Here is a 22,404-nt window from a genome sequence, read left to right as displayed (position 1 = left end):
ATCCATGCCGCGACTTCAGAGCGCTGCGGCGGTGCAAAATTCTGCTCCGTTGCACTCTTTGATCAAGGTTACGGCATGGATCCCAGGGTCTCCGCGACGGAGTTTCGCTCCTGCTTCGCCCAGGGATGACGAAGTTGGGGAGCGCGGCCAATTCAAGCCTTTTCGTCAGCCTTCGGCCAGTAGGTGCCGAACGACCAGACATTGCCTTCCGGATCGCGGCAGATGAATTCGCGGCTGCCATAGTCGCGGTCGGTGAGTTCTTCCAGAATCTCGGCGCCGGCGGTCTTTGCCCGCGCGTATGCCGCATCTGCGTCAGCGACCGCAACGTAGATCGACTTGCCGCCGCCCGAACCGGGCGCGCCGACCATCTTGCCATAGGCATCGTCGCGCGCCGTGCCGAGCATGATGATCGAGGAGCCGAAAGCGAGTTCGGCATGGTGCACCACGTCGCCTTCGCCATAGCGGGCGCGAAGGCTAAAGCCGAAGGCCTCGCACAGCCAATCGATCATCCTGCCGGCATTCCTGTAGCGCAGCGCCGGATAAAGCCGCGGTGGTTCGGTGGTGTTCGGCATGACTGATCTCCTTCAGCGGGTTGGTCGATCAACCCAGTCTGGGCGAAGGCTGGTTGCGCGTCTTGAAGAAATGTTACCTCGCGGCGACAGTGGTCGGCGTGACGCCTGCGAGGTCGCGGAACTCGCGCACCAGATGCGCCTGGTCGGCATAGCCGCAGTCGGCGGCGATGTCGGCCCAATCACTGTTGGCCTGTCTCGACAGGCCAAGCGCATGGTTGAAACGGACGATGCGCGACAGCGTTTTTGGGCCGGTGCCGACTGCGTCCGAAAATTTTCCGGTAAGATGCTTGCGGCTCCAGCCAAGCTTTTCGGCCAGCGTCGAGATGCGGGTCCGCCCACGCGTAGAGACGATCGTCTCATAGGCCCAGACCATTTCGGCCTGAGTGCGGTCTGCGCTTGCCAACCGATCGCCGACGAAGGCCTCGGCGATGGCAAAGCGTGAGTTCCAATCCGGCGCATTGCCAAGCCTTTCGCGAAGCGCGATGCCTTCGACGCCGAGCACGTCATCCAGGCCGACCATGCGGTCGGTCAGTTCGCTCATCGGGCGGCCGAAGAAGCGACGAGCGCCGAGCGGAGTGAAATTGATCTGCACACAGCAGGCGCCGCCGAAGGAATCGATCACCACCGGCCCGGCATAAAGGCCGGCGGCAAAACTGGCGAAACGGTCATTGTCGCTGGGGTTCCTGCCGAGCCCGATGGCAAAGGGTTCGGCAAAGCTGATGACCAGCGGCACGGTCAGCGAGGCATATTCGATCGCGCGGAAATGGCCTGGCATGGTTTCGCGAAAGCCGCACATGTCAGTGACGGCGCCCTGAAGTCGATGGCTCGGCGCGCGCCACACCATCTCGAACCGATCGAGCTCCGGGCCGTCGTGGCGGCTGCCGTCTTCGCTGGTGGGCATTGTGCTTTCCCTGGTCCAGGAATTCTAACAGACCATCCTGCAGAATCAAAAGCGCCCGGGTTTTGGCCGGGCGCTCCGAGTTGCCTGAGATTCCGAATTGTCTGGACGTGTTTAAGCGCCGCGCATCAGACAGCCGGCGGCCAGCACGATGTAGGCGATGACGACAATCCACACGGAAGCCAAAGGGATAAACGCAAGAACGCCAAGCGCGGCGAGAACGCCGATGATGGCGATGACAAGGGATATGATAAAAATAAGCTGGGTAGGTGCACTGAGATTCATGTCCGTCCCTCCTCAATATGATTCGTACAGCGGCATAGTATCAGTCGCACGGTCACACACCAATGAGCGCAGCGGCTTGCAGCTTTCCGGCGAGAAAAACATGCGGCTCCAGCACGCGCATCCCCGTTTGCGCCAGGCCGATTCCGCGCTACCTTCCGAACGAATCGGAAGGGGCTGATGGCGATGGGATTGCTGGACCAGATACGCTCGATTTTCGACGGCGACCCCGGCGTGCGCAAGGTGGCGGACGATCCGGTGCTGTCGGCGGAGCTACTGATGCTGTTCCGCATGATACTGGCCGATGGGTCGGTCAGCGAAAGCGAAATGACCGCCTTCAGGCGTATCTGCCGGGACGCCTTCGGCATTCCCGAAACCAGCGTCGACAGCGTCATCGAATATCTCAACGAATTCGGCTACGAGACCAACGGCTCCCAGGCCATCGCGCAATTCCGCGACCTCGATGTAGAGCGGCGCAAGCTGCTCGCCCGCCACATGGCGGAAATCGCCAAGGCCGATTCGCAACTTGCCGGGAGTGAGATGCAGCTGCTGCGCCGCACGCTCGACCTGCTCGACATCAGCCCTGCCGATGTGGTCAAGCCGCAAGGCTAACGGTCGCCGCTCACCCCTGTTCCTGCAGCCGTTTCGCGATCGCCCGATGCAAATCGGGAGCGGCGGCGACCAACGCCTTGGCCGCTGCGGATTGCGGGTGGTCGAGCACGTCGCTTGTCCTGCCGCGCTCAACGATCTTGCCGTCATGCATGACCAGCACTTCGTCGGTGATGGCGCGGGCGACGGTCAGATCATGGGTGATGAACAGATACGCGATGCCGAGCTTCTGGTTCAGGTCGGCGAAGAGGTCGAGGATCTGGGCGCGGATCGAGACATCGAGCGCCGAGACCGGCTCGTCGGCGACGACCAGCTTCGGCCGCGTGATGATGGCGCGGGCGATCGAAAGGCGCTGACGCTGGCCACCCGAAAACTCATGCGGATACTTGTCCATGTCGCCTGGTGAGAGGCCGACCTCGTGTAGCGCATGCGCCACCATCTCGCGTCGCGCGGCGGGCACCGGCTTCTTCTCCAGCACATGCAGCGGCTCGGCCACCAATCTCTCGACCTTCTGGCGTGGGTCGAACGAACCGTACGGGTCCTGGAACACGACCTGCATGTCGCGCCGTGCCGGCTTCAGCTCCGCCTCGCTCTTGCCGGTGAGGGTATCGCCGCGGAAGCGGATCGCTCCCGATGTCGGCCCGTCCAGCGCCAGGACCATGCGGGCGAGCGTCGACTTGCCGCAGCCGGAACGGCCGACGAGCGCCACCGACTGGCCGGGCGCCATCGAGAACGATACATCGTCGACGGCGCGGATTGGAGCCGCGCGTTTCAACAGGGATGTGCGCCGTCCCGGATAATCCCGCGTTACGTTCTCTACCTGAAGCAGCGGTTTGGCCGATCCGCTGTCATGTGCGCGGGCCCGCGCCGGCACATGCATGGAGGCCTGCGCCAGCTGTCGCGTGTAGGGATGAAGCTGTTCGGACAGCGTGCGCGCGGTATCGCCGGCCTCCATCACCTCGCCATGGCGCAGGATGATGATGCGGTCCGCCATCTCGGTCACCACTGCGAGGTCGTGCGAGATCAGCAGAAGACCCATGCGGTTTTCCGCTACGAGGTCGCGCAGCAGGTCGAGAATCTGCGCCTGCAGCACCACGTCGAGCGCGGTCGTCGGCTCGTCGGCAATCAGCAGCTTGGGCTTCAGCGCACAGGCGATGGCGATGACGACGCGCTGGCGCTGGCCGCCGGAGAGTTCGTGCGGATAACGCGAGAGCGGGAATTGTGCTGCCGGCAGGCCGACCCGGTCCAGCATTTTTCGCGCCCGTTCCTCAGCGTCGGCGCGGCTCGCCCTGGTGTGCCAGCGAATACCCTCGGCGACCTGCTCGCCGATGGTTTTGACCGGATTGAGCGCCGTCATTGGCTCCTGGAACACCATGCCGATGTCGTCGCCGCGCAGCGCGCACATCTGGTCCTCGCTGGCGGCAAGGATGTCGATGCCGTCGAAGGTGATGCGTCCGCTGGTATGCGCTGCCCAGGGCAGAAGCTGCATGACGGTGAGCGCCGTCATCGACTTGCCGGAGCCGGATTCGCCGACTAGCCCCATCACTTCGCCCGGCGCGACGGAAAGTTCGATGTCTCTGAGGATACGGGTGCTGCCGATGGTCAGCGACAGCTTCTCGATTTCGAGCAGGCTCATCGCTGCCGCCGCGATTTCGGATCGAGGATGTCGGCAATGCCGTCGCCAAGCAGGTTGAGGCCAAGCACCGTGATGACAATCGCCATGCCCGGAAAGATCGCCATCCACGGTGCCACCACCATGCGGGTCTGGGCGTCGAACAGCATGCGGCCCCAGCTCGGCATCGGTGGCTGGGTGCCCAGCCCGACATAGGAAAGCCCGGCTTCGGCCAGTATGCCCAGCGCGAACTGGATGGTGCCTTGCACCAGCAGCAGCGTGGCGATGTTGGGCAGCACATGTTCGATGCTGATTAGCGTCCTGCTCTTGCCGGCGGCGCGGGCGGCGAGGATGAATTCGCGCGGCCAGATCGCCAGGGCGCCGGCCCGGGCGACGCGCGCGAACACCGGGATGTTGAAGATGCCGATGGCAATGATGGCGTTGAACGCGCCCGGCCCGAAGATGGCGGTGATCATAATTGCCGAAAGCAGCGCCGGAAAGGCGAAGACCAAATCGTTCAACCGCATCAGCACGTCGTCGGCGAAGCCGCCGCGCGCCGCGGCAAAGGCGCCGAGCGGTACGCCGACGCCCATGCCGATGCCGACCGCCACCAGCGCCACGGCAATCGAGTTGCGGGCGCCAACCATGATCATCGACAGGATGTCGCGACCGAAATGGTCGGTGCCGAACCAGTGCGCCAGCGACGGCGCCTGGGTCTTGTCGGAAATGACCAGATTGGTGACATCGTAAGGCGCCCAGAAGAAGGACAAGATCGCGACCGCCGCCACCAGTGCGGTGACGACGAAGCCGGCGAGGAACGAACGGTTTCGAAACGCCTTGGCCAGGATGCCGGCAAGGTTCTCGTCGGGGATGTCGATGTGCAGCGTCATTGCCGGCCTCTCAGGCGCGGATCGACCACCGCATAGGAGAGATCGACAACGAAATTGACGATGATGACCGCGGCGACCAGCAACATGACGACGCTCTCGACCACGATCAGGTCACGCTGATTGATCGCCTGGAACACCAGCCGGCCGAGGCCGGGCAAGTAGAAGACGTTCTCGATGATGATGGTGCCGGCAAGCAGGAAGGCGAATTGCAGGCCTAGAATGGTGACCACCGGGATCATGGCGTTGCGCAGCGCATGCCGCCACAAGACAAGGCGATAGGGCAGGCCCTTGGCGCGGGCGGTTCGGATGTAGTCCTCGTTCAGCACTTCGATCAGCGCCGAGCGGGTGACCCGGGCGAGGATCGCCGCCTGTGGCAGAGCGAGGGCGACCGCCGGCAGAAGTAGCGATTTCAGTGCCGGCCAGACGCCGGCGCTCCAGCCGGGAAAGCCGCCGCCCGGCACCAGCCGCAGCCAGACGGCGAACAGATAAATCAGCATCAGCGCAAACCAGAAATTGGGCACGGCGACGCCAAGCTGGGCGGCACCCATCGCGATCGTGTCGCCGGCCCGGCCGTGCCGGCTGGCGGAAAACAGTCCGACCGGAATGGCAATGACGGTGGACAGCGCCAGCGCCATCAGTGCCAGCGGCAGCGAGACGACGAGGCGCTCACGGACCAGATCGATGACCGGCACCGAATAGGTGTAGGAACGGCCGAAATCGAGGCTCAGCAAGCCGCCGGCCCAATGCAGATAGCGCAGCACGACGGGAGCGTTGAGACCCATCTGGTTGCGCAGCAATTCGATCTGGTCGGCACTGGCGTTCAGGCCAAGCATCAGCCGCGCCGGGTCGCCGGGAATGATCTCCAGCACGGCAAAGACCACTATCGAGGCCAGAACCAGCGTGACGACGGCGATGGCGAGCCGCTTGAGGAGGTAGGCGGTCATGGACGTTGAGGAACCGCTGCGTTGGCGAACGCAGAAACCGGGCGAAGCTTGCGTTCCCGCCCACCCTCTGTGCCGGACATCTCCCCCTCAAGCGGGGAGATTGAGCCCTCTTCGCTAACCACTAGCGTTGCAAGGACAGAGCCAGCGTGGAAACGGCCAGTCTCCCCCCTTGAGGGGGAGATGTCCGGCAGGACAGAGGGGGGTATGACGGAGTGCAACTTTCGCCCCTTCTGTCAGCGCCTCAATCCGTCCACTTCACCTTGGTCAGGTCGTTGGCCTGGATCGGGGCGTTTTCCCACAGGCCCTGCAGTTTGGCGTCCCAGACGCCGACCTTCGGCAATTCGTACAGGAAGCCGACCACGGCGTCATCTGCCAGGACCTTCTGCGCCTCGCCAAGCAGCGTCGTGCGCTTGGCCTCATCGGAGGTAAGGTTCAGCTCCTCGATGATTTTGTCGAAGGCCGGATTGTCGTAGTTGAAGTAATAGTCCTTACGCGAATAGATATCGATGTCGTTGGGCTCGGTATGGGAAACGATGGTCAGGTCGTAATCCTTCTTGGTGAAGACCTGGTCCAGCCATTGCGCCCATTCAACCGGTATGATCTCGAGATCGACGCCGATTTCGCGAAGCTCGGAGGCGATGATCTCGCCACCGAGCCGCGCGTAGGAGGGCGGCGGCAGCTTGAGCGTCGCCTTGAAGCCATTCTCTAGGCCGGCTTCCTTCAGCAATTCCTTGGCCTTGTCCACATTGTGCGGATAGAGGCCGGTGAGGTCGACATAGGCCTTGCTGGCGGGCGACATGTGCGAGCCGATCGGCACGCCGAGGCCGGCCGAGGCGCCGTCGATGATCGCCTTGCGATCGAGCGCAAAGGAAATCGCCTGCCTGACCTGTAGCTTGTCGAACGGCGGCTTCTTGTTGTTGATCGACAGGATGGTTTCACCCTCGGTCGAGCCGATCACCACCTTGAAGCGTGGGTCGTCCTTGACCTGGGCGACGCTGTCGGGGTCGAAGAACGGAAAGGCCTGAACGTCGCCGGAAAGCAGCGCCGGAACGGCGGCGGCGGCATCCGGAATGATGCGGAACTCGGCCTTGTCGAGGAATACCGGGGCGCCCCAGTAATTGTCCGACTTGACCAGCGTGATCGATGAGCCCTTGGCCCAGTTCTGGAACTTGAATGGGCCGGTGCCAACAGGCTTTTCCTTGTTGGTGTCGGCTGTCTCAGGCGCCACGATAACCGCGTCGCCCCAGCCCATATTGTAGAGGAACGAGCCTTGCGGGTTCTTCAGCGTGACCTTTACCGTCGCGGGATCGCCAACCTCGACCTTGTCGATGGCGGCAAACAGGCCCTTTTGCGCGTTGACGGAATTTTCGGCGCGGGCACGGTCGAGCGAGAATTTCACGTCGTCGGCGTTGAAGTCGGTGCCGTCATGGAATTTCACGCCGGTATGCAGCTTGAAAATGTAGACCTTGCCATCGTCGGAAATGCTCCAGCTTTCCGCGAGATCGGGCAGCACCTCGCCGTTCGGGCCGATGCGGGTCAGGCCCTCGAAGACATTGGCATAGAGTACCTCGTCGATTGCCGCGGCGGCACCCGCGGTCGGGTCGAGATGCGGGGGTTCGAGCGTAATGCCGATGACCAGGTCGGTGCGCGCGGCCATCGCCGAGGTTCCGGCGGCCAACGCCAGCGCCGCGGCGGCCAGAATGGTTTTCCACAATTTCATCGTGCAACTCCCCATGTCTAAAACACGTGCTCAAACCCGGCCGGATAGAAGCGTGAATTCGCCGCCGAGTAAATTGCGTTTCGTCCCGTCGGCGGTCGCCGGGAGGAATGTTTTTTCGCCCATGGCCGGATCATCGCGGGCCGGCGTCCCTCAGCAGAACGTTGAGGCCGATCGCCATCACCTTTGCCGAGTCCAGCATATCGGCAATGCCGACCCATTCATCGGGCCGGTGGGCGAGATCGAGGATGCCCGGGCCATAGGCGATGCAGTCATAGATGTGGCCGATACGGGCGATGTGCTTCTGGTCGTAAGTGCCGGGCGAAATCACGTAATCCGGTTCGCGGTCGAATATCTCCATGATGCCTTGCGCGACCGCCTTAACCACCGGCGCGTCGCGCTCGGTCATCAGCGGCAGCACCTCCATCAGATCGCGGATTTCGTAGTCGAACTTTTTGCGCTCGCGCTTCAGCCGTTCGAGGATATCGGTCACCTCGCTCTTGACCGTAGCGAGATCCTCTTCGAGCAGGAAGCGGCGGTCGATGGTCAGCCGGCAGGAATCGGGCACGTTGGGCGAGGGCAGGCCGGGCCGGAAATCCTCCGTCTGGCCGCCATGGACCGAGTTGATGTTCATGGTTGAGCGTTTTGCGCCTTCGGGCACGACCGGCATGCGCGTCATCTTGCGGTCGAGCGCCGGAAACAATTCGTCCTCGAAGGCGCGCAGCACGGCGCCCATATGGCGCACCGCATTGTCGCCGAGGAACGGCATCGAGCCGTGCGCGATCTCGCCCCTGGTCTCGATCTCCGCCCACCAGACGCCGCGATGGCCAAGGCAGATGCGATCCTTGTTGAGCGGTTCGGGAATGATGACGTGGTCGACCTTCGGCCTGGAGAAATAGCCGAGCTTGGCCAGATGCGCGACGCCGCCAAAGCCGCCGGACTCCTCGTCGACCGTGCCTGAAATCTCGATGGCGCCGGGAAAATCGGGAAAGACCTCCATGAAGGCTTCAGCGGCGATGATCGAGGCGGCAAGCCCGCCTTTCATGTCGCAAGCGCCGCGGCCATAGACCTTGCCATCCCTGACGATGCCGGCGAACGGATCGAGGCTCCAGCCGTCGCCAGGCTCGACGACGTCGATATGCGAATTGAAGTGCACGCAAGCACCCGGCGCCCGGCCATCGAAGCGGGCGACGACGTTGACGCGCGGGTAACGGTCAGTGTCGCCAGGTGTGCCCTCGCCACGGATGAATTCGGTCTCAAAACCACGCTTCTTCAGCCGCGCGCCGATATATTCGGCACATGGCCGATAAGCTTCGCCGGGCGGATTGATGGTCGGAAAGCGGATCAGATCCGCAGTCAGTGCAACCAGATCATCGGCTCGGTCATCGATAGCCTTGAGGAGCCGTTCGTTCGGTTCGTTCATTCGGCGAATTGAGCAGCGGATGAGGGGGTTTTGCAAGCCCGATGGCGAATTGCCAGGCGATTGCGTGTCGTTACGGCAACTATTGCGGGAAATCGTTCAAATTCGCTGCTTGGGATTGGTGAAATCGTCAGGGAGTAAGTGTTAGCTCGCTGGCTTGCCATCAAAGCGCTGGAGAACAGCGTGAGGGCAGGCAGGCAAGGGGCATCAAAGGGGTTTGATTGCATGAAAAACACTGTTCTCATGGCAGCGACATTAGTAGCGATGCTGTTCGGTTCGTCGTTCGAGAGCCGTGCGGCCAGCCTGGTCGCGAACATCGATATTTCCTCACAGACGATGACGGTAAGATACGGGCTGTCGTATTACCGGTGGAGCGTTTCCACCGCCCGCAAAGGCTACATCACACCACGCGGCAGCTATCGTCCACAGCGGACGGCCCGGATGTGGTATTCGCGCAAATACGACATGTCGCCGATGCCCTATTCGGTGTTCTTCCGCGGCGGCTATGCCATCCACGGCACCGGCGCGATCCGGCAATTGGGGCGCCCGGCATCGCATGGCTGTGTGCGCCTTCACCCCAGCAACGCGGCCGCATTCTATTCGATGGTGCGCAAAGCCGGCTTCGGCAATACGCGGATCCTCGTGACGAATTAGGGTCTGCTCCCCCGCCCGCAACAAAAAACCCGCCGGAGCGGCGGGTTCGTCAGGGCCAAATAGCACCATAACTAAATTTATAGCATAGCTGCCGGCACAAAGCAAGAACAAAATACGTCAGTAGCGGAAAACGCTTGCTATGGTTTCCGCTCAAGCGGCTTTGTCGCGCATTGTCGCCGGCCGACGCTTTTTGCGCTTGCTGATCTCCCAGCGCTTGTGGAACCACATCCACTGGCCGGGGTCTTCGCGCACCCAGCGCTCGACGACGTCGTTGAGAAGCTGGGTGGTGGCGGGGACGTCGACACTGCCGCCGGCGGTGCGCGGCAAGGTGAGCTTGTCCTCGATCTCGAGCCGGAAACGATTGTTCGGCAAGCGCACGCAGCGCGCCGGGTAGACATCGCAATCGTAGTGCCGCGCCAGGGTGCCGAGGACCCGGTTGCTCTCGCAGGGGCGGCCGAAGAATGTCGTCTCGAGCCCGCCGGTGAATTTCTGGTCGACCAGCACGCCGATATTGCCGCCCTTCTCCAGGACGGCCGCAAGCGCGAACGAGGCACCGGTCGAAGACGGCAGCAGCGATCCCATGCTCGAGCGGCGGGTCGAGAGGATGTAGTCGGCGAGGTAAGGGTTGTTGGGCGGGCGAAACAGCGCCGTGATATTCATGCCGAAAGTCGCCGCCGCCACCGGCAGCAGCTCGAAATTGCCGAGATGCCCGGTAAAGACGATATGCGGCTTATCCTCGCCCGCGATGCGCACGAAATGCTCCACGCCCTTGACCTCGACACGGCCCGGCTTCGTCGCAGCGGGATCGTAGTCGAACAAAGCATCGAGAAAGATGTATTCGGCGGCCAGGCGGGCCATGTTGCCCCACATGTCGGAAGCGATCGCTTCGATCTCGGCATGGCTTTTTTCCGGATAGGCCTGGCGCAGATTGTCGACCGCAACCTGATGGCGCGCCACCCAAGGGCCGATGCGGCGGGCGGCGCGGTCGGCAAAATTGAGCGCGCTGTCGGGCGGCAGCAGGCGCAGCGCGGAGATGATGATCATCGCGACCCGCGCGACCAGCCAGTAGTTGAACTGGCGAAGCCGCCTGCCATAGCGGAATCCCAGGTCCCTGCGGATCTTCTTGAAGGCGTTGCCGATCATTCTCAGCCGACGCGCAGGATGATCTTGCCGAAGACGTCGCGGCCTTCCATGCGTTTCAGCGCCGCATCGATGCCGTCGAAGCCGACCTCGGTGTCGATCACCGGCGCGACCAGGCCCGCCGCCATCTTCTGCATGGCGTCGGCCATGTTTTCCATGCGGCAGCCGAACGAGCCGAGCAGCTTCAGCTGCTGCTGGAACAACTGCATCAAATTGATCTGCGTCGACACGCCGGAGGTCGAGCCGCAGGTGACCAGCCGGCCGCCGCGTTTGAGGCACAGCATGGACGCGGCAAAGGTGTCGGCGCCGACATGCTCGAACACCACGTCGACGCCCTTCTTCTTGGTCAGCTTGCGCACGACGCCCTCGAAGCGGTCGTCGCGGTAATTGATGACGTGGTCGGCGCCGAGCGCCTTGGCCTTGTCGATCTTGTCGTTCGAGCCGACGGTGGTGATGACCGTGCAGCCCATCTTCTTGGCCAGCTGAATAGCGGCGGAGCCGATGCCGGAGCCGCCGGCATGGACCAGTATCGTCTCGCCGGGCTGCAGCCGGGCGTTGTCGAACAGCATGTGCTCGACCGTGCCGAAGGTGACAGGCGCCACCGCCGCGCCGATTTCGCTCACGCCTGGCGGGGCGGGGACCAGAAGGCGCGCCGGCAGGTTGATCTTTTCCTGCGCAAAGCCGTCGAGATGGAAGCCGTGAACGCCCGAAACATGCTCGCAGAGATTGTCGCGGCCTTCGCGGCAGGCGCGGCAAAGCCCGCAGGTGCGGGCGCCATAGATCGACACCAACTGTCCGGGCAGGAGGCTGGAAACGCCGGGGCCGACCGCCTCGACCTCGCCGGAGGCCTCGGCGCCGACGACCAGCGGCAGCTTGCGCTTGGCGAAGGCCATGCCGCGCCAGCCCCAGACGTCGATGTGGTTCAGCGCCACGGCCTTGATGCGCAGCGTCACCTCGCCGAGCGACGGCGGCGGCGGTGGCGGCAGGTCCACCGTTTCAAGCCGGCGATCCTCGATAAGTTGCAATGCGCGCATGCCAGATCCCAGGTTGCGCAGGACCGAGAACCGTTTCGGAAAGGACCATGCGCACGACAAAAGTGCTAGAGCGGAACGGTCGCTTAGACCGGTTCCCGCGCCATGACAAGGCAGGTGTTCTGACCGCCGAAGCCGAAGGAGTTCGACAGGACCGTGCCGATCTCGGCGTTGCGCTTGGTGTTCGGCACCACGTCGAGCACGATCGCCGGGTCGGGATTGTCGTAGTTGATGGTCGGCGGAATGACGCTTTCGCGCATCGTCATCAGCGAAAATGCGGCCTCGACGGCACCGGCAGCCGATAGGGTGTGGCCGATCATCGACTTGTTCGACGAGACCGGCATCGATGAGATCCGCTCGCCGAATACCGTCGACAGCGACAAGTGCTCCATCTTGTCGTTTTCGGGCGTCGAGGTGCCATGGGCATTGACATAATCGATCCCGTCCTCGCTCAAGCCGGCATCGGCAAGAGCGGCGCGCACCGCCGCGATCGCCGGCGAACCGTCCGGCTTGGAGCGGGTGCGATGGAAGTCGTCGGCCTTTTCGCCGCAGCCGCGCAATATGCCGAGAACGGTGGCGCCGCGGGCAAGTGCTGCCTCCAGCGATTCCAGTACAAGGGCGCCCGAGCCTTCGGCCAGCACGAAGCCGTCGCGGTCCTTGGAGAAGGGTTTTGAGGCCTTTTCGGGGATGTCGTTATGGGTGGAGAGCGCGGACAGAAGCGAGAAGCGGATCAGCGCCTCGGCGGTTGCCGAGCCGTCGGCGCCGATCGACAGCGCCCTGTCGCATTCGCCGCGGCGGATCGCCTCGACACCGAGCTGGATCGCCGTGGCGCCCGAAGCGCAGGCGGTCGACAGCGTGATCGGCAGGCCACGCGTGCCGAAACGGTCGGCAAGCCGGTCGGCGATCGAGCCGAACTGGGTGGTCTCGAAGGTGTCGAGTTCCCTGAGGCCGCGCGCTACCCGCAGCAGCCTCTCTGCACCGGTGTCGTGCGTGTCGGAATTGTAGAGCGAAAAGCGCTCGCTCCAGTCGAGCTCGACCGGCGGCGAAGCGAGGAAGAGCGGTCCGCCGAAATCGCCGGCATCGAGGCCGGCCTCCGACATCGCTTCCTGGGCGGCGGTTTCGGCAAGCTCATAGGTGAGAAGACTGGCGCCCTTGGAACTCGACGGCAGGAAATCGACCATGCCGGAGATGCGGGTGTTGAGATGATCGACCGGGAAGCGGGTGATCGGATGGATGCCGGATTTGCCTGACGTAAGTGCCGCCCAATTGTCGGCTTTGCCGACACCGAGCGACGTCACCACGCCGATGCCGGTGACCGCGACGATAGGCCTGCCCATATGGTCGTTCAGATTGGCCATTTGTTGTCCAAAAACCTGTTTCTCTTGCAGTAATCGGATCGCCCGAAAACCGCATCACGATTTCGGTCCGATGCTCTAGGCGGCTTTGATCAGCGCCATGCCCTCGAATTGGTGATAGCCGATCGCCGTTGCAAGGACGGTCTTCGGGACGCCGGCAAACGGTTTTTCGACTGTGGCGTCGAAGACAGGGTAGGCCGCCTTGCGGTCGACAGCCAGGGCCGCCAGCGCAACGGCAAAGGGGAACTGCGCTTCCTTCATGTGGCCGGTCAGCGTCGAAAAGCCGCGTGCGGCGATCGCCGGATTGGCCTCGAGTGCCGATTTCTCGGCGGCGGTCGCGGCATGGGCGCCCGAAGCGCCGGAGATCGCCAGCAGTTCGCCGTCCGGCAATGCGGCTTGCTTCAACAGCGCGGCGATCTCACCGGCGAGTTCGCCCCGCCGTCGCCTGGCGCGACCGGACAGGACCGGGCCGAGTTCCGCGTAGATCTTCCGGCCACGGCTTTCCGCGTGCTCGCGCTGCTCCAGGACGAGAAACGCGCCGCCGGATCCGGTCACCACACCGCCGCCTTCGGCGCCTTGCCTCTGCCAGACCGGCCGCCACGCGCCGCGATGCAGGTAGCCGGCCAATTCATAGCCGAGCAGCATGTCGGAATGTTCGGTCTGGAAAGCGCCGCCGACCAGTATATGCGTCGACTGGCCGGAGCGGATGCGCGCGGCCGCCGTCTCGACCGCGGCAACGCCCGCACCTTCCTCGCCCATGAAGGTGCGAGAGGAGCCTGTCACCTTGTGGACGATCGAGATGTTGCCGGCGAGCAGGTTGGAAAGCTGTGCCAGAAACAGCGTCGGGCGCAATTCCGTGGTCAGCTTCTCGTTAAGCAGCACGTCGCGGTCATTGCGGCTTTCCGATGCCGCGAGAATGGCCGCATCGACCGCCTCGTCGCGCTCGCCGCCGCCGGCGGCCACCACCATGTCCATGGTCGCGCAGAGTTCGTCATTGCCCTTGATGCCGGCATCGTCGAGCGCAAGGCCGGCCGCATAGGTGCCGAGCCTCTGCCAGGTCTCCATCTGCCGCTGGTCGCCGCGCTTGGCGATCTGCAGGTTCCAGTCGATCTCCGGCAGCGGATGGACCGTATAGGGCGAGAAGCGCGAGGCCTCCAGAACCGGCTCAAGGCCCGGCTGGACAAGCTTTTGCCAATGCGCATCCGGACCCTCGCCCAGCGACGAGACAAGGCCGATGCCTGATATGACGACGTCGTGGGGGTTCATTGGGGGCTGTTGTGGGTCGGGCGCGTCAGGCGCTGTGTTCACGCGGCGTTCTTGGCGGCGACGAGCGCGTCGATCTTGGCGCACAGGTTCTTCATGACGAAATAGTCGTCGGTCGAAGCCTTGCCGTCGTTGACCTCCTGCGTCCACTTTTCCAGCGGCACCTTGATGCCGAATTCCTTGTCGATGGCAAAGACGATGTCGAGGAAGTCGAGGCTGTCGATGCCGAGATCGTCGATGGTGTGGCTTTCGGGCGTGATCGTCTCGATATCGATCTCGCTGGTGTCGGCGATGATCTTGGCGACTTTGTCGAACGTGGTGGACAAGGGCTTTTCCTTCGATTGCGGGCGGAATCTGTCCGCATGTGTTTGGCGCTGTCTAATCGGTTTTTCCGGGCAGGAAAAGGCCTGATGCGCCGACCGCAACTGGGATTGATGTTCTGGCAGAGCAATAGGGGTCGCTGGCAACCCCTCCCGGCGATATGCCCAAACCGTCTTATCTCTGGTCATTGCGTGTACCAATGTACCACGAAGATCTATGACCACAGAAACGCGTGCAGACCGGGTGCGCCTGGAAAAACGATTGGCGAAGGTGCTCAAGGCCTTGGCTGAGCATCGCGACATGAGCCTGGGTGGACGGCTGGCGCATCGCATCCGCTATGTTCGCGTTACGCCGGATTCGCGTTTCGGATTTGTCGAGGTGGCCTGCCGACCGACACTAACGGAGGCACGGAGGCGTCGATTACCTATGCGTTCACGGCCTTGAGCCCGGCAGGAGCATCGTGTCTGTCCGAACTGACGGAGGACGCGTTTGCGGACATGATCGAGGGATGGAAGCTCCGTGTCGACGCTTGGCTGGTAGCGGTGAAAATCTGACGCCAGGTAACTTAAACGATTGCCACCAAGGGTGGAATGTTACCTTCGTCTCGTAGATGGGAACCAGCAAGTAGCGGACAAAGCTGTCGCTCAGTGAGTTTTCCTTCGTTCTGTGCCTTGATGGGACAATTCCTCGCCGCTGATCGGAGCAACACCCGTGGCCATGCATTCCTTCCACATCCACATCCCGGATGAACAGATCGAGTACCTACAGCGTCGTATCCAAGCGACAAGATGGCCGTCGTCGATCTTCGCATACGGATGGGAGGACGGTACTGACGTTGATTTCCTCAGAAAGCTTTCACGTTACTGGGAATACGATTTCAGGTGGCGCGATCACGAAAAACGTCTGAACCTGTTGCCTCAGTTTAGGGTCACGATAGACGGGTGCGACATCCATTTCGTTCACCAGAAAGGAAAGGGGTCAGCGCCCTTGCCGTTGATCCTCACTCATGGCTGGCCCGGCTCCTTCGCCGAGTTCGAGCATGTCATTCCGCTGCTCACGGATCCTGCCAAATACGGCGGGGATGCCGAGGACGCCTTCGATGTCGTCGCACCGTCGCTTCCGGGTTTCGGCTTCTCGTCCCCGCCGCGTCAGGCCGGCGTTAGCTCAAAGCATGTCGCGAAGCTGTGGCGGGGGCTGATGCGCGAACTGGGATATGATCGCTTCGCCGCACAAGGTGGCGACATCGGCGCCGGAGTCTCAACCTGGCTCGCTCGGCTTTACCCGGAGGACCTTATCGGATTGCACCTGAATTACATTCCAGGCAGTTTCCGCCCGACCCTCGGTCGCGACGACCCACCTGTCACGCCGGAGGAGAAGGCATTCCTCGACAGTGCGGCGAATTTCGCCGCGACGGAGGGGGCCTACGCTTTTCTGCAGGGGACCAAGCCCCAGACGCTAGCCTTTGCACTGACAGATTCCCCAATCGGGCTAGCCGCATGGATTGCCGAGAAGTTCCGCAGTTGGAGCGACTGCGAAGGCGAACTCGAACGCGCCATCCCTCTAGACACGCTGCTTACCGACATCTCGCTCTACTGGTTCGGTAACACGATCGAGGCCTCGCTCCGGATTTACAAAGAGAACCGGCTCTGCCCCCTGACCTTCGGGCCAAGGGAGCGAATAACACCGCCCCTCGGCGTTGCAGTCTTCCCTCGAGAGCTTCCTATGCCACCTCGCTCCTGGGTCGAGCGAGTCTTCCGTGTCGAGCGCTGGACCGACATGCCGAAAGGAGGACATTTCGCGGCGATTGAGCAACCCGAACTCCTGGTCGAGGACATCCGGGCGTTTTTTCGGCCGCTGAGGCTCCGGCCGGCAAAGTAAAGGACGAAAACCTCGCCCGTTGTCACGGCTCGGAAGTCCTGATGAGACGTACCATCGCATTCGCTTTCGTTGAAAGCGCTCGTTGGTCCTGACTAAGGGTCAATGTCGACCTTGGACTCGATCAAGACCTCATCGCGGGTCGGAACCGGTATTCCGCTTAAGTACCAAACGCTAGATTTCACTACTAGCGAACGCTTCAACCGGCTCCGGCGCAGATCAGAAAGTGACGCGGCCGAGTACCCGCAGGCCGTCGCCCTGCGGCTCGACGACCACGGCCTCGCCTTCACGCGGCGAGATCCCGGTCAATTCCTTGATGTTTTCGAGATGCGTGACCATGACCAGATTGTCGGAGCCGGAATAGCCGCGGATCTCGGCAAGGATCGCGGCAATCTGGTCGGCCTTTTCCTTTTCGTCGGTCTTCAGCAGGTCAAGCGGTGCGAACGGCTCCGGCTCGCTTTCGAAAGCGATGCGGGCGGTCTCGAGGCAGCGGCAATAGCGGCTGGACAGCACGCGCTCGACCGGTGCGGCGCGGGCGCCAAACAGCGCGCCGATCTTGCGCGCCTGTTGCTTGCCGCGCTCAGAGAGATTGACCTGGGTCGCGCATTTGCCGAGGTCGAAATTGGCGGCATCGGTGGTGCCGGTGACCATGGCATGGCGAAGCAGGACCACATGCCCGCCGTCGCGGAGCAGCGCCCAGCCGGCTTCCGTCGCATGGGCTGTGGCGGAAACGGCAAGCAACAGCAGCGCCAGCACAAATCGAAGCATCAGACATCCTTTTCGGGTGACCGGCAGGCAGGTCCCCGGTGACCGGCATATAGGGACGGCAAAGCCGGCTGAAAGACAAGCCGAGTGCAACCTGCGGCCGAGACGCCTATTTCTTCGCTATCTGCTTCTTCACCAGATCGATCTTGCGGTCGGTCAGCGGGATAGGGGGTGTGTAGCCGGCTTCGGTAAAGCCCTGTTTGGCGTTCTCGAAGAATTCGATCGCCTTTTGGTATTCGGCATTGCCGCCGCCATAGCTGCCGCGGTTCCAGTGGACGTCGCCGAGATTGTTCTGCTCGAAGGCCCATTGCATCGGCTGGCCTTCGCGGGTGAAGACCTTGAGCGTCGCCTCGAAGGCAGCTTCGGCGTCGTCCAGATATTTGCCGGTCCGTTCGAGATTGCCGAGATTGATCAGGCTCATGCCGATCACCGTTCCCAGATTTTCCGCCGCGGTCGCGTTTGCCAGTGCCCTGGCACCGCGCACCGGCTCCAATCCGCCGGCGCTGACCGGCGAGGCCGAGGCCGTCGGCGCCCGGCGCAGCACCGCATCCGCCGGAAACGGGTTGGTGCGGCAGGCATCGAGCAGCATGATCGTTACCGGCACGGCCGTCTTCAATTCGTCCATGACGGCGGAGATCGGCACCAGGGCCTGATCGGCGTCCTTCAATGAAGAAACGTCGGCGTCGACCGGCACCAGATAGTTTTCGCCGCCGGCCTCGATGCCGTGGCCGGAATAGTAGATCAAGGCGACGTCGGCGTCCTCGGCATCCTCAGCGAAACGCTCGAGGTCGCGCTTCAGCTTTGCCGCGTCGCGGTCGGTGACGCTGCGCGCGTCGAAGCCGAGATCGGTCAGCATCTTGGCGATGTCGCGGGCGTCGTTGGCGGGGTTGGGAAGAGCCGCTATGTGCTGGTATTTCGACTGGCCGACAATCAGCGCCACGCCCTTGAGGCTCGCCGGCTCAGCGGCATGAGCCGAGGTCACCACGAGGCAAAGCATGGCGCCGACGAAAGCCGTCAGCCACGCCTGCTTGAAGAAGTGCTGATTTCCGACAAGGCCCATTCGCCGCGTGTCCCCCGACAGCCCTGTATAGCGCTGGCATCCAACCATGGGCAAATTCGGACAAGATCCGAGCGGCCGGATTGTTGGCCGGTACATTCGCGAGGGAAGGGCGGTTGCGCCGCCGCCCGGCCTCGCCTATCACGGGAAAAATGTCTCCGCTTACCGAAACCGTCCTCTTCGTCTTCAGTCTCGTCGGGCTCGGCTATCTTGCCGGGTTGACCGGCTATTTGAAGCCGGCGAGCGGCGAGGGCGTATCCGAATTCGCCATCAACGTGGCAATGCCGCTTTTGCTGTTCCAGACCATGGTAAAGGCCGATTTCCACGGCGTGGCGCCGTGGCCGCTATGGGGCGCTTATTTCGCGGCGGTCGCGCTCACCTGGGCCACCGGCCATCTGGTTATTACGCGCATCTTCGGGCGGGACGCCCGCGCCGGCGTCGTCGGCGGCGTATCGTCGTCCTTCTCCAACGTTGTCCTGCTCGGCGCGCCCTTCATTATCGGCGTGTTCGGGCCGGCCGGGTTCGAAGTGCTGTCACTGCTCGTCTCCATTCACCTGCCGGTGATGATGATGGCCTCGATCATCCTGTTCGAGATGTTCGGCCGCGGCGGCAGCGAGCCTGTGCATCCGCTCCGCGTCGTCAGGAGCTTTCTCAGGAGGGTATTCATCAATCCGCTGATCATCGGCATACTGGCCGGGCTGGCGTGGCGCTTCACCGGTGCGCCGCTGCCGGTGCTTGCGACGCGGCTGAGCGACGCGCTGGCCGGCACGGCCGCCCCGGTTGCGCTGTTTGCCATGGGGCTCAGCCTGCGCCGCTTTGGCATCTCCGGCAATGTAAGGCCGGCGCTGGCGCTGTCGGCGCTGAAGCTGTTCCTGATGCCGGCGCTGGTTCTCGGCCTGGTGTGGCTGATCGGCCTGCCGCCATTGACGGCCAAGGTGGCGGTGATGGTTGCGGCGTTGCCGTCCGGCATCAATTCCTATCTCATCGCGGTGCAGTTCAACACCGGCCAGGCGCTGGCGTCGAACCAGATGACCATCGCCACCGCCTGTGCTGTCGTGACCACGGCGTTTTGGCTGACAGTGGTCGTCGTCGTTTTTGGATAAGAGCCCGGCTGCATCGCTCTCGCTTTGGCTGGCCCAAACCCTATATGCCATCTTGTGATTGCTTGCGGGGCTTGCCCTGGGCTAAGAGCAGTGGCTCTAGCGATGCTATCGCGCACGTCCATTCACGAAATCAGCGACCGGCCCGCCAGGTGCCGAACGGAGGCGAGATCATGCTTCAGAAAACCAGCCATTTCATGCGGCAGGCCAATCTCATCAATGGCGAATGGGTGCAGGCCGATTCAGGCCAGACGATCGACGTCAACAATCCTGCCACCGGCCTCAAGATCGGCACAGTGCCGAAGTCGGGCAAGGCCGAGACCCGCCGCGCCATCGAAGCCGCCGACGTTGCCTTCCAGACATGGCGCAAGACCACCGCGCTCGAACGCTCGAAGCTGTTGCGCAAGCTGCACGACGCGATGATGGACAATCAGGACGTGCTGGCCGAACTGCTGACCATCGAACAGGGCAAGTCGCTGTTCGAATCGAAGGGCGAGATCGGCTCGGCCGCGTCCTACATATTGTGGTTCGCCGAGGAAGGTCGCCGCACCTATGGCGACGTCGTGCCGTCGCCCTGGGCTGACCGCCGCATCCTGGTGACCAAGGAACCGGTCGGCGTCATCGCCGCCATCACGCCGTGGAATTTCCCATCCTCGATGCTGGCCCGCAAGCTTGGCCCGGCGCTTGCCGCCGGCTGTACCGCCGTGGTCAAGCCCGCGTCGCAGACGCCTTATTCCGGCCTTGCCTGGGGCGCGCTTGCCGAGGAGGTCGGCTTCCCCAAAGGCGTAATCAATATCCTGACCGGCGCCGCCGGTGAGATCGGCGACGAGATCTGTGCCAACCCACTGGTCAAGAAGATCACCTTCACCGGCTCGACGGAGGTCGGCAAGATCCTGATCCAGAAGTCGTCGGTGACCGTCAAGAAAGTGTCGATGGAGCTCGGCGGCAATGCGCCGTTCATCGTCTTCGACGACGCCGACATCGAGCGGGCCGTCGCCGGCGCCATCACCGCCAAGTACCGCAATTCCGGCCAGACCTGCGTCTGCACCAACCGCTTCCTGGTGCAGGCCGGCATCTATGACCAGTTCGTCGAAAAGCTGGCTACTGCGAGCAACGGGCTGAAGGTCGGTTCCGGCCTCGAGGAGGGTGTCCAGCAGGGACCGCTGATCGATGAGAAGGCGGTGGAGAAGGTCGAGGAGCTGATTGCCGACGCTACTGCCAAAGGCGGCAAGGTCGTCGCCGGCGGCAAGCGCCACGCGCTCGGCGGCTCGTTCTTCCAGCCGACGGTGATCGCCAATGCGACGCCGAAGATGCGCTTCATGAAGGAAGAAATCTTCGGCCCGGTAGCACCGGTATTCAAGTTCGAGACCGAGGAAGAGGCCGTAGCACTCGCCAACGACACCGAGTTCGGCCTGGCCTGCTACTTCTACACCGGCGATCTCGGCCGCGCCTTCCGGGTCATGGAAGGGCTGAAATACGGCATGGTCGGCGTCAATGAAGGGCTCATCACCACCCCTGAAGCGCCTTTCGGCGGCGTCAAGGAATCGGGCCTCGGCAAGGAAGGCGGCCATCAGGGCATCGAGGATTATCTCGACACCAAATATGTCTGCATCGGCGGACTTGGTCTCTAGAAGCCTGATGCGGTAATACCGAAAACGACCCTGGGCCGCTTCGAAAGGCCAGGCTGGCATCGAGCAGCGAACTTGCGAGCATGGCAATGAAGGACGGCGAGGTTTTCGGCACGACGCAGGCGGGCGAGGCCGTCCGCCGCTTCACCATCCGTGGCGGCGGCCTCACCGCCAACATCATCGGGCTGGGTGCGATCATCCAGGATCTGCGTCTGGCCGGGCACGACGCGCCGCTGGTGCTCGGCTATGATCGTTTCGGGCACTATGAGACTGACACCGCCTTCTTCGGCACCGTCGTCGGGCGCTATGCCAATCGTATCCGCGACGGGCGCTTCACTCTCGCCGGCAAACGCTACCAGACCGAGCGTAATTTCCTCGAAAAGCACACGCTGCATGGCGGTTCGCAAGGTTTTTCGCGCCGGCCCTGGGCGGTTTCGCTGCATGGCAGGGATTTTGTCACGCTGACCCTGCACGACCCGGACGGCATGATGGGCTTTCCCGGCGCACTCGATGTGACCTGCACCTACCGGCTGAAGATCCCCGGCACGCTCAGCGTCGAACTGACCGCCACCTGTGAGGAGCCGACGCTCTGCAACCTCACCCAGCATTCCTATTTCAACCTGGATGACGGCGGCGCCGGCGACATTCTCGACCACCGGCTGATGCTGAATGCCGGGGCCTATCTTCCTGTCGACGCCGATCTGATCCCGACAGGCACGGTCAAGCCGGTCGACGGCACGCCCTTCGATTTTCGCCAGGCCCGGCCGCTGCGCATGGAGACCGAGGGCGAACAACTCCCCTACGACCAGAATTTCTGCCTCGCCTCGACGCGCGGGCCGCTGAAGCAGGCGTCGTGGGCGCAAGGCGCGAATTCCGGGGTCGAGATGGAGCTCTGGACCACGGAGCCGGGCGTCCAGCTCTATACCGGCCAGTATCTGGCGCCGTCCTCGCCTGGACTGGGCGGACGCCAGTACAAGGCCTTTTCGGGTTTCTGCCTAGAGCCGCAAATCTGGCCGGATGCGCCCAACCGGCCGTATTTCCCGCAAGCCACGCTGTGGCCCGGGCAGATCTACCATCACGTGACGGAATACCGGTTCAGGCTGCCTTAGGGTTGGACTGCCGCTGCCGAAGCGTACGACTCGAGCGTCGCGAACATGCCCAGCGCAGCGCCTTCGGGATGATAGTGTCCTGAAGGTTCTGCAAAAGCTCTGGAGAGAGAACAGCTCTTGGCCTGAGGCAAGGGGCTGCCATGGCACGCTGGTGACGTTTTG

The 22,404-nt window shown here is 63.0% G+C and carries 21 protein-coding genes; 6 read left to right on the top strand and 15 right to left on the bottom strand.

Annotated features, from left to right (window positions below):
- Positions 1 to 152: 152 nt before the first annotated feature.
- The 3 genes from NKJ35_RS10925 to NKJ35_RS10915 form a co-directional block, all read right to left on the bottom strand.
- Positions 153 to 572, bottom strand: a complete 420-nt coding sequence (locus NKJ35_RS10925) for a VOC family protein (protein WP_352646875.1) — start codon at positions 570 to 572, stop codon at positions 153 to 155.
- Positions 573 to 645: 73 nt separating this feature from the next.
- On the bottom strand, positions 646 to 1,473 hold the full coding sequence (locus NKJ35_RS10920; RefSeq protein ID WP_352646873.1) for a helix-turn-helix domain-containing protein: 828 nt from the start codon (positions 1,471 to 1,473) through the stop codon (positions 646 to 648).
- Between the two features lie 111 nt (positions 1,474 to 1,584).
- Positions 1,585 to 1,755: a hypothetical protein gene (locus NKJ35_RS10915; protein ID WP_254818195.1), complete on the bottom strand. Its 171-nt coding sequence runs from the start codon at positions 1,753 to 1,755 to the stop codon at positions 1,585 to 1,587.
- Positions 1,756 to 1,932: 177 nt separating this feature from the next.
- On the opposite strand from NKJ35_RS10915, the gene NKJ35_RS10910 reads away from it, so the two are divergent.
- Entirely contained in the window at positions 1,933 to 2,364 is a 432-nt protein-coding gene (locus NKJ35_RS10910) for a TerB family tellurite resistance protein (RefSeq protein WP_352646871.1), read from the top strand.
- A 10-nt stretch (positions 2,365 to 2,374) separates the two neighbouring features.
- On the opposite strand, the gene NKJ35_RS10905 is transcribed toward NKJ35_RS10910, so the two are convergent.
- From NKJ35_RS10905 to NKJ35_RS10885, 5 genes are all read right to left on the bottom strand, one after another.
- Positions 2,375 to 3,997: an ABC transporter ATP-binding protein gene (locus NKJ35_RS10905; protein WP_352646869.1), complete on the bottom strand. Its 1,623-nt coding sequence runs from the start codon at positions 3,995 to 3,997 to the stop codon at positions 2,375 to 2,377.
- A complete protein-coding gene (locus tag NKJ35_RS10900; protein ID WP_352646867.1) occupies positions 3,994 to 4,863 on the bottom strand; it encodes an ABC transporter permease in 870 nt (289 codons plus the stop codon). The genes NKJ35_RS10905 and NKJ35_RS10900 overlap by 4 nt, the downstream gene beginning before the upstream one ends.
- Entirely contained in the window at positions 4,860 to 5,807 is a 948-nt protein-coding gene (locus tag NKJ35_RS10895; protein WP_352646865.1) for an ABC transporter permease, read from the bottom strand. Before NKJ35_RS10895 ends, NKJ35_RS10900 begins: the two co-directional genes overlap by 4 nt.
- Positions 5,808 to 6,048: 241 nt before the next feature.
- Complete coding sequence (locus NKJ35_RS10890; RefSeq protein ID WP_352646863.1) at positions 6,049 to 7,527, bottom strand: ABC transporter substrate-binding protein; 1,479 nt, start codon at positions 7,525 to 7,527, stop codon at positions 6,049 to 6,051.
- Positions 7,528 to 7,657: 130 nt separating this feature from the next.
- Positions 7,658 to 8,947: an acetylornithine deacetylase/succinyl-diaminopimelate desuccinylase family protein gene (locus NKJ35_RS10885; protein ID WP_352646861.1), complete on the bottom strand. Its 1,290-nt coding sequence runs from the start codon at positions 8,945 to 8,947 to the stop codon at positions 7,658 to 7,660.
- Positions 8,948 to 9,169: 222 nt separating this feature from the next.
- Here NKJ35_RS10885 and NKJ35_RS10880 point away from each other — a divergent pair, with 222 nt between their 5' ends.
- On the top strand, positions 9,170 to 9,598 hold the full coding sequence (locus NKJ35_RS10880) for a L,D-transpeptidase (RefSeq protein ID WP_352646859.1): 429 nt from the start codon (positions 9,170 to 9,172) through the stop codon (positions 9,596 to 9,598).
- 150 nt (positions 9,599 to 9,748) lie between these two features.
- Here the strand turns inward: NKJ35_RS10880 and NKJ35_RS10875 are convergent, their stop codons facing one another.
- The 5 genes from NKJ35_RS10875 to NKJ35_RS10855 all read right to left on the bottom strand — a co-directional run bounded on the left by NKJ35_RS10875 (position 9,749) and on the right by NKJ35_RS10855 (position 14,713).
- Entirely contained in the window at positions 9,749 to 10,741 is a 993-nt protein-coding gene (locus NKJ35_RS10875; RefSeq protein ID WP_352646857.1) for a lipid A biosynthesis lauroyl acyltransferase, read from the bottom strand.
- Between the two features lie 2 nt (positions 10,742 to 10,743).
- A complete protein-coding gene (locus NKJ35_RS10870) occupies positions 10,744 to 11,772 on the bottom strand; it encodes a zinc-binding dehydrogenase (protein ID WP_352477635.1) in 1,029 nt (342 codons plus the stop codon).
- Positions 11,773 to 11,855: 83 nt separating this feature from the next.
- Positions 11,856 to 13,127 (bottom strand): beta-ketoacyl-ACP synthase, encoded by a 1,272-nt coding sequence (locus NKJ35_RS10865; protein ID WP_352646855.1) that lies wholly within the window; start codon positions 13,125 to 13,127, stop codon positions 11,856 to 11,858.
- 75 nt (positions 13,128 to 13,202) lie between these two features.
- Positions 13,203 to 14,390 (bottom strand): beta-ketoacyl-ACP synthase, encoded by a 1,188-nt coding sequence (locus NKJ35_RS10860; protein WP_352646853.1) that lies wholly within the window; start codon positions 14,388 to 14,390, stop codon positions 13,203 to 13,205.
- Positions 14,391 to 14,428: 38 nt separating this feature from the next.
- Positions 14,429 to 14,713 (bottom strand): acyl carrier protein, encoded by a 285-nt coding sequence (locus NKJ35_RS10855; protein WP_254818207.1) that lies wholly within the window; start codon positions 14,711 to 14,713, stop codon positions 14,429 to 14,431.
- Positions 14,714 to 15,425: 712 nt separating this feature from the next.
- Here NKJ35_RS10855 and NKJ35_RS10850 point away from each other — a divergent pair.
- A complete protein-coding gene (locus tag NKJ35_RS10850; RefSeq protein WP_352647052.1) occupies positions 15,426 to 16,586 on the top strand; it encodes an alpha/beta fold hydrolase in 1,161 nt (386 codons plus the stop codon).
- Positions 16,587 to 16,802: 216 nt separating this feature from the next.
- Here the strand turns inward: NKJ35_RS10850 and NKJ35_RS10845 are convergent, their stop codons facing one another.
- Entirely contained in the window at positions 16,803 to 17,351 is a 549-nt protein-coding gene (locus tag NKJ35_RS10845; RefSeq protein ID WP_254818209.1) for a histidine phosphatase family protein, read from the bottom strand.
- A gap of 106 nt (positions 17,352 to 17,457) precedes the next feature.
- Positions 17,458 to 18,408, bottom strand: coding sequence for a caspase family protein (locus NKJ35_RS10840; protein WP_352646851.1), 951 nt, complete (start codon positions 18,406 to 18,408; stop codon positions 17,458 to 17,460).
- A 149-nt stretch (positions 18,409 to 18,557) separates the two neighbouring features.
- On the opposite strand from NKJ35_RS10840, the gene NKJ35_RS10835 reads away from it, so the two are divergent.
- The 3 genes from NKJ35_RS10835 to NKJ35_RS10825 all read left to right on the top strand — a co-directional run bounded on the left by NKJ35_RS10835 (position 18,558) and on the right by NKJ35_RS10825 (position 22,242).
- Positions 18,558 to 19,508, top strand: a complete 951-nt coding sequence (locus NKJ35_RS10835) for an AEC family transporter (RefSeq protein ID WP_352646850.1) — start codon at positions 18,558 to 18,560, stop codon at positions 19,506 to 19,508.
- A 170-nt stretch (positions 19,509 to 19,678) separates the two neighbouring features.
- Entirely contained in the window at positions 19,679 to 21,136 is a 1,458-nt protein-coding gene (locus NKJ35_RS10830) for an NAD-dependent succinate-semialdehyde dehydrogenase (RefSeq protein ID WP_352477642.1), read from the top strand.
- An 80-nt stretch (positions 21,137 to 21,216) separates the two neighbouring features.
- Positions 21,217 to 22,242 carry an aldose epimerase family protein gene (locus NKJ35_RS10825; RefSeq protein ID WP_352646848.1) on the top strand — a complete coding sequence of 342 codons (1,026 nt, stop codon included), beginning with the start codon at positions 21,217 to 21,219 and terminating at the stop codon, positions 22,240 to 22,242.
- Positions 22,243 to 22,404: the final 162 nt, after the last annotated feature.

It is taken from the genome of Mesorhizobium sp. M0136, from assembly GCF_040322515.1.
Lineage (GTDB): Bacteria > Pseudomonadota > Alphaproteobacteria > Rhizobiales > Rhizobiaceae > Mesorhizobium.
This window is presented reverse-complemented; position numbering and strand designations above follow the sequence as displayed.